This window comes from Klebsiella sp. CN_Kp075 (assembly GCF_040065055.2).
In the GTDB taxonomy this organism is placed as follows: Bacteria; Pseudomonadota; Gammaproteobacteria; order Enterobacterales; family Enterobacteriaceae; genus Klebsiella; species Klebsiella aerogenes.
The window spans coordinates 4,255,418-4,273,282 of the sequence record NZ_CM198050.1; the positions used below are offsets into that span (position 1 = coordinate 4,255,418).

The 17,865-nt window shown below is 54.8% G+C and carries 11 protein-coding genes, 2 tRNA genes, 1 rRNA gene and 1 pseudogene; 4 read left to right on the forward strand and 11 right to left on the reverse strand.

What is annotated here, in order from left to right; all coding sequences use genetic code 11:
• Window positions 1–3 precede the first annotated feature (3 nt).
• From ABLV78_RS20400 to dnaQ, 4 genes and pseudogenes are all read right to left on the reverse strand, one after another.
• Window positions 4–6,003, reverse strand: a pseudogene (locus tag ABLV78_RS20400) (two-partner secretion domain-containing protein); the annotation flags it as partial.
• Between the two features lie 12 nt (window positions 6,004–6,015).
• Complete coding sequence (locus ABLV78_RS20405; RefSeq protein ID WP_047047158.1) at window positions 6,016–7,677, reverse strand: ShlB/FhaC/HecB family hemolysin secretion/activation protein; 1,662 nt, start codon at window positions 7,675–7,677, stop codon at window positions 6,016–6,018.
• A gap of 476 nt (window positions 7,678–8,153) precedes the next feature.
• Window positions 8,154–8,230: transfer RNA gene (locus tag ABLV78_RS20410), tRNA-Asp, on the reverse strand.
• Window positions 8,231–8,363: 133 nt separating this feature from the next.
• Window positions 8,364–9,095: a DNA polymerase III subunit epsilon gene (gene dnaQ / locus ABLV78_RS20415; RefSeq protein ID WP_015368125.1), complete on the reverse strand. Its 732-nt coding sequence runs from the start codon at window positions 9,093–9,095 to the stop codon at window positions 8,364–8,366.
• Window positions 9,096–9,159: 64 nt separating this feature from the next.
• On the opposite strand from dnaQ, the gene rnhA reads away from it, so the two are divergent.
• Complete coding sequence (rnhA, locus tag ABLV78_RS20420) at window positions 9,160–9,627, forward strand: ribonuclease HI (protein ID WP_015368126.1); 468 nt, start codon at window positions 9,160–9,162, stop codon at window positions 9,625–9,627.
• Here rnhA and ABLV78_RS20425 read toward each other — a convergent pair.
• Window positions 9,624–10,346, reverse strand: coding sequence for a class I SAM-dependent methyltransferase (locus ABLV78_RS20425; protein ID WP_047047163.1), 723 nt, complete (start codon window positions 10,344–10,346; stop codon window positions 9,624–9,626). The genes rnhA and ABLV78_RS20425 overlap by 4 nt on opposite strands.
• Window positions 10,347–10,379: 33 nt before the next feature.
• Here ABLV78_RS20425 and gloB point away from each other — a divergent pair, with 33 nt between their 5' ends.
• Window positions 10,380–11,135 carry a hydroxyacylglutathione hydrolase gene (gene gloB, locus ABLV78_RS20430; protein WP_045397916.1) on the forward strand — a complete coding sequence of 252 codons (756 nt, stop codon included), beginning with the start codon at window positions 10,380–10,382 and terminating at the stop codon, window positions 11,133–11,135.
• A 71-nt stretch (window positions 11,136–11,206) separates the two neighbouring features.
• The gene (gene mltD, locus ABLV78_RS20435; RefSeq protein ID WP_045397918.1) at window positions 11,207–12,574 is read left to right on the forward strand and encodes a murein transglycosylase D; all 1,368 of its coding nucleotides are present in this window, start codon (window positions 11,207–11,209) and stop codon (window positions 12,572–12,574) included.
• 54 nt (window positions 12,575–12,628) lie between these two features.
• Here the strand turns inward: mltD and ABLV78_RS20440 are convergent, their stop codons facing one another.
• The 3 genes from ABLV78_RS20440 to ABLV78_RS20450 form a co-directional block, all read right to left on the reverse strand.
• Window positions 12,629–13,399 (reverse strand): class I SAM-dependent methyltransferase, encoded by a 771-nt coding sequence (locus ABLV78_RS20440; RefSeq protein ID WP_047047167.1) that lies wholly within the window; start codon window positions 13,397–13,399, stop codon window positions 12,629–12,631.
• An 86-nt stretch (window positions 13,400–13,485) separates the two neighbouring features.
• Complete coding sequence (locus ABLV78_RS20445; protein ID WP_015704463.1) at window positions 13,486–14,283, reverse strand: endonuclease/exonuclease/phosphatase family protein; 798 nt, start codon at window positions 14,281–14,283, stop codon at window positions 13,486–13,488.
• 103 nt (window positions 14,284–14,386) lie between these two features.
• Window positions 14,387–15,577, reverse strand: coding sequence for an MFS transporter (locus ABLV78_RS20450; RefSeq protein WP_047047170.1), 1,191 nt, complete (start codon window positions 15,575–15,577; stop codon window positions 14,387–14,389).
• A 104-nt stretch (window positions 15,578–15,681) separates the two neighbouring features.
• Between ABLV78_RS20450 and yafC the strand changes: the two genes are divergently transcribed.
• Complete coding sequence (gene yafC / locus ABLV78_RS20455; protein ID WP_047047173.1) at window positions 15,682–16,584, forward strand: DNA-binding transcriptional regulator YafC; 903 nt, start codon at window positions 15,682–15,684, stop codon at window positions 16,582–16,584.
• A gap of 49 nt (window positions 16,585–16,633) precedes the next feature.
• On the opposite strand, the gene dkgB is transcribed toward yafC, so the two are convergent.
• The 3 genes from dkgB to rrf form a co-directional block, all read right to left on the reverse strand.
• On the reverse strand, window positions 16,634–17,437 hold the full coding sequence (dkgB, locus tag ABLV78_RS20460; RefSeq protein ID WP_047047176.1) for a 2,5-didehydrogluconate reductase DkgB: 804 nt from the start codon (window positions 17,435–17,437) through the stop codon (window positions 16,634–16,636).
• Between the two features lie 167 nt (window positions 17,438–17,604).
• Window positions 17,605–17,681, reverse strand: a tRNA-Asp gene (locus ABLV78_RS20465).
• Between the two features lie 56 nt (window positions 17,682–17,737).
• Window positions 17,738–17,853: ribosomal RNA gene (gene rrf, locus ABLV78_RS20470) — 5S ribosomal RNA — on the reverse strand.
• Window positions 17,854–17,865: the final 12 nt, after the last annotated feature.

Genomic DNA, 17,865 nt, shown 5'->3' on the forward strand with positions numbered 1-17,865 from the left:
GGCGAGGTCACCGCCCGCGTTTACTTTCGCGCCGGTGATATTGATGTCGTTCGCCGCTGCCATATAAAGACCATCGCTGGCGCTGATGGAGGCGGTTTGTCCGACATCGGTGCCACTTATGTGGACACTTTCGCGACGGCTGTCACCGCCCACGCTCCACAGCTGCGTACGGGTGATGTTGTTGATGCTGCCATCGGTGCTTTCCAGCTGTACCGTCTTACCGCTGATGACGGAGCCGATATTATTAATATCGGCCAGCGCGCTCAGGTCCAGCCCGCCGCCAGCCCGGATGAGACCCGCGTTGAGGTTGTTAATGCTGTTGCTGCTGTCGATGGTAAGGCCATTCTGCGCCAGCAGAGCACTGCCGCTGTTGGTAACGTTACCGCCCGCTAACTGCACGTTATTGCCGCTAATCACGCTACCGCTCTGCACCGTCACATCTTTTGGCGACAGATAGACTTTTGGCACCATCACCGTCTGTCCGTTAATCGTGGCGCTTTCATACCAGAGAATACTGTGGTCGAGCGCCGCCACCTGTTCGGCGGTCAACGCCACGCCAAACGTCAGACCGAGCGAGCGTTGCGCGCTGGCGGCGTTGTCCATCAGGTAACGCATCTGGTCGAGGTCTGACCCCAGCCCATTGATGTAGCGCTGCCCGGTCTGGTTCAGTACATAGTTTGACGCATAGCGGGTATCAAACGCCGCGTCGCCAAGGAAGCGGTAATCCTTGTCCGGATTCAGGTTGAGGCGACCAAGCATGTACGAAGAACCGAGGAACTGACTGATATCGGTATACTGGCTACCCGTCTCACGTGGGGCCGTACCCGGGTTCATGCCGAGCAGGTTGTACAGGTCGCCAAACAACGACGGATCGAGCTGACCCAGACCGTCGAGTTTTGGGTTAACGGTGATGAGATACGGACTGTCCGGATCGGTCGACGGCACAAAGTAGCCATTATTACCGGAAGGTAGTGGGTAGTTGCCATCCATGCCGCCGGGGGCGAGTACGGTACCTTCGCCGATAGTTTGGCTGGCGGTACTGTCTTTCCAGTCTGGAGCGGTGATAGCCTGGGTTGCAGCCTCCACAAGCGCCTGCTGGCTCGCGTCGCTACCGATGCTTTGCGCTGAAGGCGTATTCAGGTTTGGGGCAACGATGGTGTTGCTGATCTTGTCGGCATTAGCCATCGTATTGGTATTGCTGATGTCACTGCTGAAGTTGGCTGAAACGTTGCCGCCCGCCTGAATAACCGCGCGGTAAATTTCGCCGAGCTCTGTACTTGAGTCATGTCCTTTAAGCGTAAACGCAATGGACGTGCTTTCAGGCATAACATCATGATATTTATTTCCGTCCGTCGGATAACGCCCTCCCGGCTCGACTGCGTATCCATATCGGCGTGAATCGTACTGATAGACGAACCAGTCAGTAACTGTACCTGACTGCCAACTCTGGTTATTAAGGGTGCCCCCGGTCAGACTGACATTACCATTCGCCAAAATATTACTGGCAAAATTCTCCAGTGAGCCTGCATCGATCGTGAGATTTTTGCCGGAGCCAATTCTGGATGCTCCGCCGTTGCTGGTAACGTCAGTTCGCGTCTGACTACTGATGAACTTTTGCTCTGCCGAACCGGCATACATTGCATAGTAAAACTGATTCCAGTGGACATAGTTACAGGCTCCATGGCCGTTACATGGCCCCACCTGTCTTTCTGCCACCCGGCTGGTCATTCCATAAGTACCGTCGGCAAGCTGGCTGATATCGACGTTAATCATCGAATTCCCCATCCCCGGAATACTCTGTCCACCATCGATATGCGTTGTTTTTGTCGTTAGCCCATCCCGCGTATTCAGCAAATGCCCGGTCTTGATGGTGATATCACCGTTAATAGTCTCAATATTACCGGAGCTATTAATCACTTCGGCATTCGCCGCGCCGCTGGCGTCTTTCTGCATCACCAGGTTATTGCCTGCCAGCATATCGCCATGCAGGTTCTGGATGCTGTTGGCGTAAAGGGCGAGATTATTACCCGCATACAGCAGGGCGGTGTTGACGATCGCACCTGTCGCGTTCAGGAGCAGATTGCCCGCCGTGCCGGTAAAACCGTCGAGGATGATACTGCCCCGGCTGGCCAGGCTGACGTCCCCGCCCGCCTGCAGAGTGCCGCTGGCGTTCATGGCAATCTGGCTGCCGGAAAGCGAAGCGGTACCACCGCCTGCCGTAAGCTGGCCGTTATTCGTCAGCTTACCCGCCGCGTCCAGGGTAATGCCGTCACCCTGCAGGGTGGCATTGTTGGTGATATCCCCCCGGGTACTGACAGAAAGCTGTTTGTTCGAGGCCACCACCCCCTGTGACGTCCAGCTGTTGACCAGCTTCAGCGTCAGGTTACCGAGCGCCACAATCTGGCCCGCGCCGCTGAGGGAGACCGTTTCGGCCAGCAGGTCACCGCCGCTGAACAATTTGCCATTCTCATTATTGATGGTGCTGGCGTTGATGCTCAGCCCCTGATTACCCAGCAGCGTGCCGCCGTTGTTGACGAATTGCGCGTTTACGTTCAGCTGTGCGGCCTGGAAGGTACCGCTGTTGGTCAAACTGTCACCTGTGAGCGTCGCCTGGTTCGCCGCCAGCACGGTACCGCTGCTGGCAAACTTCGCCACGTTCAGCACCAGGTTCGTGGCCTGTAGCCAGCCGCTGCCGCTGTAGTCCGGCGTGGTGAATACCAGGCCACCGCCGGAGAGAATTTTGCCGTCGTTGCGGGCCTGCGTTGCCGCGCTGAGCGTGGTTTTACCGTTGCCCTGAATCGTGCCGTCATTCATGAGCGATGGCGCAGTGATGCTGAGCGCGTCCTGGCTGAGGATAACGCCGTTCGTCTGGTTGGTGAGTGCGTTCAGCAGAGTGAGCGTCAGAGCGCTATCGCCCTGAATGCGACCGCTGTTGATCAGTGTACTGGCGCTGAGTTGGGTATCAGCCCCCTGAAGCTGCCCGCTGTTGCTGATGTTACCGGCTTTCAGCGCCAGCTTACCGCCAGTCAGCAGTTTGCCCTGCTGCTGCAGGCCGCCATGCAGCGTGACGCTCAGGCCGTTAACACCGCTGATTTCACCGTCGTTGCTGAGCGAATTCCCTTCCACCTCCAGCGTTTTCGCACTGATAAGCCCTTGGTTGCTCAACGCCTTACCGGTCAGGCGAGCATCGCCCAGGGCGGTGATTTTACTGCCGGTAACGGCAGTGATGTCATCGCTCAGGGTCAGCGCTAAATCGATCGCGCTCTGGATGGCCCCGTGGTTAGTCAGCCGGGCGCCATCAAGAATGATGTTCTGCCCCTGTATTCGTCCGCCGTTGGTGATATCGCCGGCGGAGAGAGTCAGCTCACCTTGACTCAGTAAATCGCCAGTATTAGCGAATGCGCCAGCGCTGTTCAGCGTCAGCGCGTTCAGCCCGATAATGGTCCCCTGGTTACTGATATCGTCCTGGGTCAGGCTCAGGGTTTTCCCCTGAAGCGTACCATTGCTGCTGATCTGGTTACCGCTAAGCGCCATGTCGCCGGATGCAAGCAGGCGACCATGGTTCGTCAGCGCCGGCGCAGCCAGGGCGAAACGCCCCTGACTCATCAGGTCGCCGTTATTGTTCAAGGAAGCGGTGAGCGTGCCTTCAAGTTCGCCCGTTGCCAACGCCGATCCGCTGTGGATCCAGCGGTCTGCATCAACCGAGACATCCCTGCCCTGGGTTATCCCGCCGGTGACCAGCGTGTTGCCATCAAGGGATAAATGACCCGCCGTCAGCCAGCGTCCGTTTGCCCCCTGCGAAAGGCTGTCGCCGGAAAGGGTCAGTGCGTGACGGCCCTGAAGCAGGCCGTCACTGCTCAGCGTGGTCGCCTGAATATCCAGCGTGTCAGCGATGATTTTGCCTGAATGACTTAGCACGTCCGCCGTCATTATCAGACCGCTGTCACTGCTAATAAGTCCGCTGTTGCGAATATCCGGCACAGACAGCGCCAGGTTTGCCGCGCTGTACAGCGTGCCGTTCAGCTGGTTGTCCAGCGCTTGCGTGTTAATCAGCAGTGCGCTGGCGCCCTGGATCAGCCCGCTGTTGGTCAGGGTTTGCGACTGCGTGTTCATGCTGGAAGCAACGAGTACGCCGCTATTGGTCAGCGCAGGCGCATTCAGGTTGATTTCGGCCGCGCTGCTTTTGCCGCTGTGGTTGAGCTTTTCGCGGGCATTCACCGTCATGGTTTTTTGTGCCGCCTGCGTGCCCGAAAGCACCATTTCCCGCGCGCTGAGGCTGAGATTATTACCGCTTTGAAGTTGCCCGCCCGCCGCGGTAGCAAGCCTGTCGCCCTGCAGCAGAAGATCGCTTCCGGCGCTGGTTTCACCGTCCAACGTCGCCGTGGCGGTATTCAGCGTCATGGCGGCATCGCTGTGGATCAGCGAATTTTTGCCGGAGGTCAGATTCTGCGTAGCGATCGTCAGCCCCTGGGCACCGGACAGCACGCCGTTCTGCGTCACATCCTGCGCCTTCAATGCCAGCACCGCATCGCTCACCAGCGAGCCCGTGTTGATAAGCTTCCCGCTGGCGGTGATGTCCGCTTTTCCCTTCGCGCCGATACTGCCGCTTTGGGTAAAATCGTGAGTATTGACGGTCAGGTCGCTACCGCTCAGCAGCGAACCGGCATTGCTGAGCGTAGAGCTGCCCACGTTCAGGGAAGCGCCCTGAACGGAACCGCTATTATTCAGCGCGCTGGCATTCAGCTGAGCGCTGTTACGCGCCAGCAGCTTGCCCCCTACCGTCAGGGTGTTGCTGCTTACCGTCAGGTTTTGCCCGGCTATCATCTGCCCTTGCGTTTTCAGCGTATCGCTGGCTTTAGCCTCGATATGGCGGGCGGCGTTAATCTGGCTGGAGGTATCCTGGCTAATATTTTTCGCGGTAAGCGTCGTATCGCGTCCGGCAGTCAGCTTTTCATTAGCGTTTGAAATCGCGCCATTGGCAGTCAGTACCAGGTCGCCGTCGCTATTGAGTGAACCGTTGCTCAGGGCAATGTCGCCCTGGCTGCTCAGCGACATATTGCCGCTGGCTTTGTGATCGCCCGTCAGGGTCAGGTTTTCACCTTTAGCGGACAGCGCACCGCCGGCGAGGCTTTGGTGTACGCTGAGACTGCCGCTGGCATCCAGGGTGATATCGCCCTGGCGCGCGTTAAGATTGCCGAGGTTAACCCCGACACCTTTCTCACTCGACACCATCCGGATCCGATTGGCGTACATACCGCCAAGTGCGCCGGTATCGACCGCCACCGATGGCGCTTTACCTTCTCCCAGCTGCGCCTGTACGCTGCCGTCTGTACCAACGCGGTTGGCCCCGGCCACCACGTTTAAATCCTTAGCATGAATGGCGGCATTCACTTCGGTTGCGCGTGAAATGATCGACAACGCATCGCTGCCGCTGGCATCAAGCCCCTGCCCCTCAATGGTGATGCTGCCTTTTTTCACGTCCAGCGCCTGTAAATTGCCGCTGGCGTCAAAAACAGGTTTTCCCGTGGTCAGCGTTGCCTGGGGGGTATTGATAAACCCGCAGCCATTACAGGTGATGCCATACGGGTTAGCGACCATGACATTCGCCGCTTTGCCCGCAACTTCCGTATACCCCTGCAGATGTGAGCGGTTGCCGCCGGTCACTTCGTTGATGATGCCCTTTGCTTCTTTGCCCGCTTTCAGGTTGGCGTTACCGTTAATCAACCCGCCAAGCTGCGTCTGATTGAGCTTACCCGTGGCGTTATTGAGGATCAGTCCCTCTTTGCCGACGTTGTAATCCTTAAACCGGTTGTGCGAAATTCCGGCCCCGTTCGGTGTGGCAATATTCACGACCGGCACGCCATTCGCCGCTTTATCCGTGGAGGTATTGCCCGCTGGCGTCAGCGTGGCGGAAATCGCAGGTAGCAAAGGTTGTCCGGCGAGCAGGACGCTTAATACATAGCTGAGCACGCGGTAGGCAAAGCGGACGGGAGGCTGTTTCATGGCGATAATCCCTTAAAACGCGACGGCAACGCGATAGTAAATATTGACGTGATCCGGGCCAAGCCAGTCCGGGTAAACAAGGGGCAGTCCGACGGTAAACGCGGTGGAAACGTGGCCATTGGCGGTATTGAGCCCAACAGCCGTGCCCCACAGAGTGCCAGCTGAATAGCGATCCAGCTTGTCGGAATGCAGCCAGCCGCCATCAACAGCAGCCAGCGCGCTGACCTGGCCTATCACCGGCAGTATGAACAGGGTGTAGTTGAGCTCATTTCGCCAGTACGCGCCGTTATCGCCGGAGATACTTTGTTCTTTAAACCCGCGCACCGAGCTTTCGCCGCCGATGGTCATGCGTTCGCTACCGTAGAGGCGGTCCGGTGACCACTGCCCGTAGGCGCTCGCCAGCCACCACAAGTTTTCAGCTACCGGGCGCTGGAAGCTGGCGTTCAGGCTCCATTTACGGAACTGCGCTTTCGGTAAATCACCATTTTTACTGCCGTCGCTGTCGGCATCCAGCCATGGCATACCGCGGCTGAAGGTAGGGTTAAACGTGGCTATGCCACCAAATATTTTCTGAGTATGGTTCAGGCCAAACAGCAGGCTGGTCAGTTTGCGACTGCTGCTTTGCAACAGGACATCGTCCAGATAATTATGATTGATGCGATGGCTCAGGCCCAGGGAGATACCCGTCTTGATATTACCGTTGCGGAACAGCACGTGTGACAGATTCACCCGGTGTGTTTCGGTATCGCCGGTCGAACGCCAGCGGTAGCCGTTGTTATCGATGGTGCTGAGATAGTTGTTCCAGCTGTAGCTATAGTCCAGCAGGCTGTAGCCGTAGGGCACGCTGACGCCCGCAGCAAAATTTTGTGCATCTTTTGTATTCGAAAACGCGCTGCTGCGTCCACCGTAAACAAACCAGTTATCGGCCAGACCTAACAGGTTGTTACCGCTCAGCCCTGCGTTAATTTGCCCGACGCCCGTATTCTTCTGGCCGCTATTATCAAAACTGACTGAGCCGGAAAGAGGAAATTCTGGCGTGGCGGTCAAATGAACAATCGACCATCCCTGCTTATCGCCCGGTAATATTTCAATCTGCACCGGCGTGGTACGGGTGCGGTTAATTTGCTCCATACCCTGTTCAATATCACGCAGATTTAGAATACGCCCTTCCAGCCCTGGAAAGGTCATTTTCAGCTCACGCTCGGGCGCGCCATCCATGTGTATTTTCTCCAGCCGACCTTCCAGAATAGCCAGATGCAGCTCACCAGAACGTAAATTCTGTTCCGTCAGAAAAGCACGGCTGGTTATATATCCGCGGCTGATATACCAGTCCGAAACTGTATTAGTAAGCTGATTAATACGGGCCATATTCAGGCATTGGTTCACCCAGGGCGCAAGGAGTTTCCGCTGCCTGCGATCATCAATAAGGGTGGTCCCTTCCAACACAATGCGATTGATGGTGAAACATGGCCCGGATGCTGGCACAGGCGGTTCAGCCGGAGAGGGGCGAGCCAGCGGCGCTGTGCGCTCCAGCGATTCACGCTGCTGTTGGTTCTGAAGAAGCAATTGCTGCTGCTGCTGTTCGATGCTGTTGCGGTCTGCTGGCGATAACGGGGCTGCGAAAACTGGCTGACTCAGAACCAGCAATATCCCTGCCAGATATAAAACCTTCATCCCTGTTCCTGTATGCCTTTGTTATTTACGTTATGATTGTATTTTGTGACATTAACTTACATTTCTGGTCACATTACACCCAATGGCGGATGAATAAAACAGCAAGAGCGCAAACTTGTACTATTTTCAGAATATTGCAGTCTTTTCTCAGAACTATTCTTAATAAAAATAAAAACGGGTTATTGAAAACGGAATATATTCGGGACAGAGCCGAAATGAAGGGGCATGAACAGAATGAATATATCGACAGGTCGTCACTTCTGAAGCGACCGGCAAATATCAACCTGGTCACTTCCATAAATCAGGTAAAGCAAGTGCTATGAAAATGGGAACGTTGTGATTAACGGCTTTCAGATGAGGCGGCCTATCTTAAACAGCCAAAGCGGGTCGATACACTGAATGCTCTGCTGGAGGCCATATTAGAAAGCGTTAGAAAGCAAAAAGGCCATGCTAATGAATAGCATGGCCTCGAATAGTGGCGGAACGGACGGGACTCGAACCCGCGACCCCCTGCGTGACAGGCAGGTATTCTAACCGACTGAACTACCGCTCCGCGTTGTTGTTCCGTTGGGAACGAGGCGAATATTACGGTTTCCCTACATCGTCGTCAACGCTTTTTCTTCACTTTTGAATCGTTTGCTGCAAAATTAGCCCACCCGCCTATTTTTAGCGCATATTGTCGGCAATCAGGCGCGCCACAGGCAGCTTCCGCCCTTCTTCTGCACCAGATCGAGACGCGATTCATGGTCCGCCAGCTCGCTGTCAGAAGCATAAACCACGCGTAATTTACTGGCGGCGCGGACAACGCGCTGTATTCCAATATCGCCGGCCTGCTGTTGGCCTTCCCCTTCCATCGAAAACGCCATGCTGGTCTGCCCGCCGGTCATCATCAGATAGACGTCAGCCAGAATCTGGGCATCGAGCAACGCCCCGTGCAGCGTACGCTTGCTGTTGTCTATTTCATAACGTGAACAGAGCGCATCGAGGCTGTTACGCTTGCCGGGGAACATCTTGCGCGCCAGCGCCAGGCTATCGGTGACCTTACAAAAGGTTTCCGTTTTCTCAATGCCGCGGTTCAGCTTTTTGAATTCATAATCCATAAAGCCGATATCGAACGATGCGTTATGGATGACCAGCTCCGCGCCGCGGATATACTCCATGAACTCATCGGCAACGTCGGCAAATGTCGGCTTATCCATGAGGAACTCATCGGCAATACCGTGAACGCCGAAGGCCTCCGGGTCCACCAGCCGATCGGGCTTCAGATAAACATGGAAGTTATTACCGGTGAGGCGACGGTTGATCACCTCTACGGCGCCGATCTCGATGATCTTATGCCCTTCATAATGGGCGCCGATCTGGTTCATACCGGTGGTTTCGGTATCGAGAACAATCTGTCGTGTAATTGCAGTGCTCATAGCGGTCATTTATGTCAGACTTGTCGTTTACATATCGATTTCAATTACAGGAAGTCTACCAGAGATGCTCAAACAGGTAGAAATTTTCACCGATGGTTCTTGCCTGGGGAATCCAGGGCCTGGCGGCTACGGCGCTATTATGCGCTATCGCCAGCATGAAAAAACCTACAGCGCGGGCTACCGCCTGACGACTAACAACCGCATGGAACTGATGGCTGCCATCGTCGCTCTCGAAGCGCTTAAAGAGCATTGCGAAGTGGTGCTAAGCACCGATAGCCAGTACGTCCGCCAGGGGATAACCCAGTGGATCCATAACTGGAAAAAACGCGGCTGGAAAACCGCGGACAAAAAGCCGGTTAAAAATGTCGATCTGTGGAAACGTCTTGATGCCGCTCTCGGCCAGCATCAAATTAAGTGGGAATGGGTCAAAGGCCATGCCGGGCACCCAGAAAACGAACGCTGTGACGAACTCGCGCGCGCTGCGGCGTCTAACCCCACGCTGGACGACGTCGGCTACCAGCCGGAAAGCTAATTTCCCCCGTCGCGCCACTGCCTGGTGGCGCCAACGGCCGGACGCAGCTGCGTCTTCGCCTTCCCGGACTTCATCGGATTTAGCGTCAGCGGAATGGTTCTTTTCCGCGCGACGATCATCTGCAAACACCCCAAAGCCGGCAGATGTGTACTTAACATTTTTCCCCCCTGCTTCGACCAGGGCAGCACCTGATAGCGACCGTAGTGCAGCACTTCAAAATTGAGCAGCGCCAGCCAGTCAAGCTGTCGCGTCATGGTAAACATGCGGCTGTTATAGGGGATAGTTTTTCGCAGAATCGGCGTCACCTTGCGCAATCCGACGAGGCTCATCGGATTAAAGGCGGTCAAAATCATCCAGCCATCGTCAATCAGCACGCGGTCAGCTTCCCGCAACAGCCGGTGCGGATCGCTGCACCATGGCAAAGTATGCGCCAGTAAACAGGCATCCACAGATTTGGCGGCGAAAGGAAGATACAGCGGGTCGGCTTTGACCTGGATAGGACTTCCCCCCAGCGAAACGTTCACCTGATGGGAGATCGCGCAGGCTTCGGTATTGATTTCCGCGCTCAGATTGCCAATCTTAAGTAGATGAAAGCCATATAATTTAGCCAGCCACGGTTTCATATGCCGTTCCAGCGACTCGCGATAGTACTCACCCCACGGCATACTGGACCAATGCTCTGGAGCTGTAATTGTATGAGGTATCCTTGCCGGCTTCATCGCAACCTTCCGCAACGCTTTGAGAGGTAATTTATGAATCTTATCAGTATTCCTGCATTTCAGGACAACTACATCTGGGTTCTTAGCGACGATAGCCATCGTTGTGTGATAGTCGACCCGGGCGAAGCCGCGCCGGTACTCGCGGCCATTGAAGAAAACAACTGGCAGCCAGAAGCGATTTTGTTAACCCACCACCACCACGATCATGTTGGCGGCGTGAAAGAACTGCGGCAAAAGTTCCCGCAACTTGTGGTTTACGGGCCGGCAGAAACCCAGGATAAGGGAAGCACGGATATTGTATCTGATGGCGATAGCATTACTGTTTTGGGCCGCGAATTTTCTATTTTCTCCACTCCCGGTCACACATTAGGACATATCTGTTTCTACAGCGAACCTTATCTATTTTGTGGCGATACAATGTTTTCCGGAGGCTGTGGCAGACTGTTCGAAGGTACAGCAGACCAAATGTATCAATCATTTATGAAAATAAACGCCCTTCCCGCTGACACACTAATTTGTTGCGCACATGAGTACACTTTAGCAAACATGAAGTTTGCATTGAGTATCCTGCCAGATGATATGGATATAAAGGATTACTACCATAAAGTTAATGAGTTACGCGCAAAAAACCAAAAGACACTACCCGTTACTCTGAAAAATGAACGCCGTATAAATTTATTTTTACGTACGGATGACAATGATTTAATTAAAGAAATAGCCAAAGAAACAAATTTGCAACACTCTGCGCAGAGATTTGCATGGTTAAGGTCAAAGAAAGATGACTTCTGAGATTTAACGCTTGTCATCCTCGGCCTTCACCGTTATCCTTGCTCGTCTTTTAAGCAACTATTGACACACACATGAAGGCACGAGCGATATTACTCGCCTCTGTCCTGCTGGTAGGGTGCCAGGCGTCGAAGCACGACGGCACCGTAGAACAGCGAGCACAGAGCCTTTCTGCAGCTGGTCAAGGGGAAGCAGGCAAGTTCACAAGTCAGGCGCGATGGTTAGATGATGGAACCCTCTACGCGCAAGACCAGGATCTGTGGACTTCCATAAGCGACGAGCTAAAGATGGGAATTCCGGAAAACCCCCGGATTCGCGAACAGAAACAGAAGTACTTACGTAATAAGAGCTATCTCCACGATGTAACTTTACGGGCTGAACCGTATATGTACTGGATAGCCGGGCAAGTTAAGAAACGTAACATGCCAATGGAACTGGTATTACTACCCATAGTGGAGAGCGCTTTTGACCCACACGCGACGTCTGGCGCCAATGCCGCAGGCATTTGGCAGATCATTCCGAGCACAGGGCGCAATTATGGTTTAAAACAGACCCGCAGTTACGATGCGCGTCGTGATGTCGTCGCGTCTACTACCGCGGCGCTGGACATGATGCAACGTCTGAACAAAATGTTCGACGGCGACTGGTTACTGACCGTCGCAGCCTATAACAGCGGCGAAGGCCGGGTGATGAAGGCCGTGAAGGCGAACCGTTCGCGTGGTAAACCCACCGATTTCTGGTCGCTCTCGCTGCCGCATGAAACCAAGGTCTACGTACCAAAAATGCTGGCTTTGAGCGATATTCTCAAAAACAGCAAGCGTTACGGCGTGAAGCTGCCAACGGCTGATGAAAGCCGGGCGCTGGCGCGCGTTCGCCTCGATAGTCCGGTTGATATTTCTCAACTCGCGGACATGGCAGGAATGCCGGTTAGCAAGCTGAAAACCTTCAACGCTGGGGTAAAGGGGTCAACGCTTGGCGCTAGCGGGCCAAAGTACGTCATGGTGCCTCAGAAGCACGCAGCTCAACTGCGTGAATCTCTGGCCTCTGGCGACATTGCCGCCGTACAGCCGACGCTGCTTGCTGACAATACGCCGCTGACCAGCCGTAGTTATAAGGTACGTTCTGGCGATACGATTTCCGGGATTGCTTCGCGTCTCGGCGTCACCACCAGGGATCTACAGCAGTGGAACAACCTGCGCGGTTCTGGGCTTAAAGTCGGGCAAAATCTGGTTGTCGGCGCAGGCAGCAGCGCGCAACGTCTGGCGAACAACAGCGATAGCATCACCTATCGTGTTCGTAAGGGCGACTCGCTGTCGAGCATCGCAAAACGCCACGGCGTCAATATCCGCGACGTTATGCGCTGGAACAGCGATACAGATAACCTGAAGCCAGGGGATCAGCTGACGTTGTTTGTGAAGAACAACGACAGACCTGAATCCTGATTTCAGGATAATGAGAAAGGCACCGATTCCCCGGTGCCTTTTTTATTGCCAGCGTTACACTGCTTTATGCGCTTCAAACATGATGGTATCGCTGGTAAACGATCCGTCCTGCTGTAATTCGAAGTAGGCTTTAACCTCCGCCGATGCGCTCTGCTGATATAAGCGAATCGCCTCCGCCAGCGCCTCGGGCGTGCGCATCCGCGCGACCCAGGAGCTAAACTCCAGCGGCAGACGGTCGGTCAATAAATGATTAATCGCCAGACCTGCGTCGTTGGCCAGCGCCAGCCACTCGCCGCTGGAGTAATTACGCACGTGCGAAGTGTCGCGCAGGGCTTCTACGGTCTGCAGCCAGACATCACGTACCGGATGCCCCGGAGACATCACGTCCATGATGATCATCACCCCGCCCGGCTTCAGCACGCGTTTCACCTCGCGCAGCGCCTGGCCGACATCATGCCAATGGTGAGCGGAGTAGCGGCTAATCACCACATCAAAACTGTCGTCGGCAAACGGCAGCTTTTCAGCATACCCCTGCTGAGTCACAATGTTGGTAAAGCCTTTGTCTTTTGCCGCCTGAGCGACAACCTCCAGCATCTGGCTCGATAAATCATACGCGGTAACCTGCGCTACCTGGCCGGCAGCGGTAAAGCTGGCGTGCCCTGCCCCGCATCCCATATCCAGCAACGTTGCCCGCGGGAAATCCGCCAGCCGTTCCGCCAGACGCTGCAGATCGCGCCCGGAGGCGTGCACGGCGCTGGTCAGATAGGCGCTTGCCTGTGAGCCAAACTGCTTTTCGACGTTGTCATGATGAGAGCGTGTTGTCATTGTGTTGTCCTTCGGTGGTTTGAGTAATAAAGGGCAGCATCGTGCTGAACGCAGACCTGCCCGATGGCAGGCCTGACATACCTTAATTAATCAGGCTTGCCGGGACTGAATTCGACTAGTAGCGGGTTGTGATCGGAGGCGCGGGTCACCAGCACGGAAGCATCGTGCACGCTTAATCCACGGTAGAACACAAAATCGAGCGGGCGACCAAACGCGCGGCGGCGCTGATCGTCAGAGAAACGAACTTCGCGTAACGACATCTCACGCGCAAAGCGATACAACGCGTTCATCCGCGGGCGGCTCCAGGCGTTGAAATCACCAGCCATGATTACCGGCCCGCTGTGATGGGCAATCTGATCGCCAATTGGCAGCAGCTGTTTACTATAAACATCGACGCCGAGACTAAAATTAACCGCGTGAATATTCACCACCATCAACAGCCGCGCATCGGGCAGCGGATAAACGGTCACTAACGCCGATTTAGGCAAACGTAAAATAGGTTCGCGCTCGCGCAACGGACAGCAATAGATGGGGTGAGCGGAGGCCAGCGTCATCACGCCGGAAGGATGCTGCGGCAATACCAGGGCCGGCACCTGATCGGCGGCCAGATAGTTTGAAGTCGCGAACCTGACCAGTTCCGGGGTAGTTTGCGCCTCTTGCAACAGGACCAGATGCGCGTCTTTGCCGAAATTTTTGAGTACCGACTGCCATTCAGCACGCTGCTGCTTAAAAATATTCCACACCAGCACGCGAATTTTCTCATCGCTGCTTAACGGCGCGCCGGCGGGATAAACCGGACTGACGCCCGCAAACGCCCCCGGAGGCAAGATTCTCTCCGCGGGTTGTCCGGCGACATAGCGCATGGCATAGGTATTCTTTCGCAATTTGGGCATTGAACCTCGATAACAGGAAACCAGCCCGACTGCGGCTGGTTCTTCTGTTATAGGGATTTTCCCATACACTTTCAATGCAATTTGCGAGAAAGCCTTATCCTTCGACAGAAACGGCTGCCGAACGGCGTGGAGATTTATCTAAACGACCGCTCAGTACGACCAGCAGCAAAGCAACCAGCACAATCAGCGCGCCGATCCACGGCGTCTGGGCCAGACCATACCATTCAACCGCCTGTCCACCAATGACCGACCCAAGGGCAATACCGATATTGAAGGCGGCGATATTCAACCCAGAGGCGACATCAACGGCGCCCGGCGTGTACTGTTCTGCCTTTTGCACCACATAGACCTGCAGACCCGGAACGTTGCCGAAGGCGAAAATCCCCATCACCAGCACCGTTGCCAAAGCAGCGTAGTGCAGGCTGGCGGTGAGCTGGAAGACCAGCAGCAGCACGACCAACGCAGCGAAGATAAATTTCAACGCGGCGACAGCGCCATGTTTATCAGCCAGTTTACCGCCCCATACGTTACCGATAGCGACGGAGATACCGTAACCCAGCAGGATCCAACTGACCGCCGACGGGCTAAAACCAGCCAACTCCTGCATCATTGGCGCAAGGAAAGTAAATGCGGTAAACACGCCGCCATAGCCCAGCGCGGTAATCGCGTAGATCATCAACAGGCGCGGATGGGTCAAGACTTTCAGCTGATCGCGCAGGCTGGCGCCGGCGCGGCCCGGAATATTATTTGGCACCAGAATCAAGCTGCTGATAAGCGCAATGACGCCAAGAATCGATACCGCGAGGAACGTTTCCCGCCAGCCAAAATGCTGACCGATGAAAGTCCCGAAAGGCACCCCGGTTACCAGCGCGACCGTCAGGCCGCCGAACATGATAGCAATGGCCGAGGCGGCTTTCTCTTTTGGCACCAGGCTAGTGGCGATTGTCGAGCCGATTGAGAAAAACACGCCGTGCGCCAGGCCGGTCAGCAGGCGGGCCACAATTAAAGTGCCATAACCCGGTGCCTGCCACGCCAACAGGTTGCCGGCGGTAAACAACACCATTAGCGCCAGCAGGAGTTGCTTACGCGGCATACGGCCGGTCAGGGCAGTCAGTACCGGCGCGCCAACGGCCACACCCAGTGCATAGATGGAAACCAGCAGGCCCGCAGACGGCAGCGAGATAGCCAGTTGTTCGGCAATGGTCGGTACCAGACCGACGATCACAAATTCGGTAGTGCCAATAGCAAAGGCACCGATGGTTAATGCAAGTAGCGCCAGTGGCATAATTTACTCCGTAGCATCAGGATTAAGATGACACGTAGTATGAAGGGATGTTTAAATAACAAAAACCATCAAAATCTCAATAGAATTTTGCTATAGGTGCAACAATGAGAGCCACGTCAGAAGAGATCGCTATCTTCGTCGCCGTAGTGGAAAGCGGCAGTTTTAGCCGGGCGGCCGAGCAGCTCGGGCAGGCAAACTCTGCCGTCAGCCGGGCAGTCAAAAAACTAGAATCAAAGCTAGGCGTTAGTTTATTAAACCGGACCACGCGCCAGCTGAGCCTGACAGAAGAAGGCGAGCGTTATTTCCGCCGCATGCAGGTGGTGTTGCAGGAGATGGCGGCTGCTGAAAATGAGCTTTTAGAGACCCGTACCACCCCTCGCGGCTTGCTCCGCGTGGATGCCGCTACGCCGGTGATGCTGCATTTTTTAATGCCGCTGGTAAAACCGTTTCGTGAACGTTATCCGGAAATGACGCTCTCGCTGGTTTCCTCGGAAACCTTCATTAATCTTATAGAGCGTAAAGTCGACGTCGCGATCCGCGCAGGTACCCTAACCGATTCCAGCCTGCGCGCCCGCCCGCTATTCAATAGTTATCGCAAGATCATCGCCTCACCTGATTATATCGCCCGCTACGGCACGCCGGTGAATGTGGAAGATCTTGCGGATCACCTCTGTCTGGGGTTCACCGAACCCGTCTCGTTAAATACCTGGCCTATCGCCGCCAGCGATGGCCAATTACTGGAAGTCGGTTGTGAACTTACCTCTAACAGTGGTGAAACGCTAAAACAACTCTGTCTTAGCGGCAATGGTATTGCCTGCCTATCGGATTATATGGTGGATAAAGAGATTGCCAGCGGGGAGTTTGTGGAGCTACTTGCCGACAAGCGCTTGCCGGTGGAGATGCCTTTCAGTGCGGTGTATTACAGCGACAGAGCCGTCAGCACGCGCATCAGGGCATTTATTGACTTTCTTAGTGAGCACGTCAAACAGCTCCCGAAGGAGCTGTAAAATAACTATCGTCCGGCAGCGGCATCAACCGCCTGCCGGAATCGGTGGATTAATCCCACTTCGGCGCCAGACCTTCCGGACTTACCAGACGGTCATTGCAATCCAGTGCGGCAATCGCTTTACGATCTTCATCATCCAGCTTCAGATCCAGCGCTTTCAGGTTGCTCGCCAGATTTTCACGCTTGGTGGAAGATGGAATAACCGCATAACCTTCGCCCATCGCCCACGCCAGGATAACCTGTGCCGGGGTCGCATTATGTTTCGCCGCGATACGGGCAATCACTTCATCTTTCAGCGCCTTACCGTAGGCCAGCGTCATATAAGAGGTGATGTGGATACCGTGTTCACGCGCCCAATCCACCACTTTACGGTTCTGCAGGTACGGAGACAGTTCAACCTGATTAGTCGCGATATTTTCAGCGCCAACGGCGGCGATCGCACGCTCCATCAGCGGAATGGTGAAGTTAGAGATACCGATCTGACGGGTCAGACCCAGTTTCTTCGCTTCCATCAGCGCAGCCATAAACTCTTCAACAGCAACCGCATCGTTCGGCGACGGCCAGTGAATCAGCGTCAGATCAACATAATCGGTGCGCAGCTTCTGCAGACTTTCTTTAAGGCTGGCGATAAGCTTGTCTTTGCTCAGGTTTTCGATCCAGATTTTGGTGGTGATGAACAGTTCATCACGCGGCACGCCGCTTTCCGCGATAGCCTGACCAACAGCGGCTTCGTTTTCATAGATCTGTGCGGTATCGATAGCACGATAGCCCAGCTCCAGCGCCATTTTTACAGAGTTGATGACTACGTCGTCTTGCAGACGGAAAGTGCCAAGACCAAATGCAGGGATTGCCATGATAGATGTTCCTCGTTAATTATTCGTTTCGCTTAACTGAGGCCATTATGGTTGAAGGTTGGGTTGGGAAAAAGATCGATAAATGCAGAGGATTTTTGCTGATTTAGCAATAATTGGAGATGAAGAAACAAAAAAGCCCTGAGCAAATGCTCAGGGCTTTTAATAAGTGGCGGAACGGACGGGACTCGAACCCGCGACCCCCTGCGTGACAGGCAGGTATTCTAACCGACTGAACTACCGCTCCACCGAATTTTTTCTACATCTACCGGTTTAATGCCCCGGTTTTACTGCAAATTTGATGCCTGGCAGTTCCCTACTCTCACATGGGGAGACCCCACACTACCATCGGCGCTACGGCGTTTCACTTCTGAGTTCGGCATGGGGTCAGGTGGGACCACCGCGCTGTCGCCGCCAGGCAAATTCTTTGT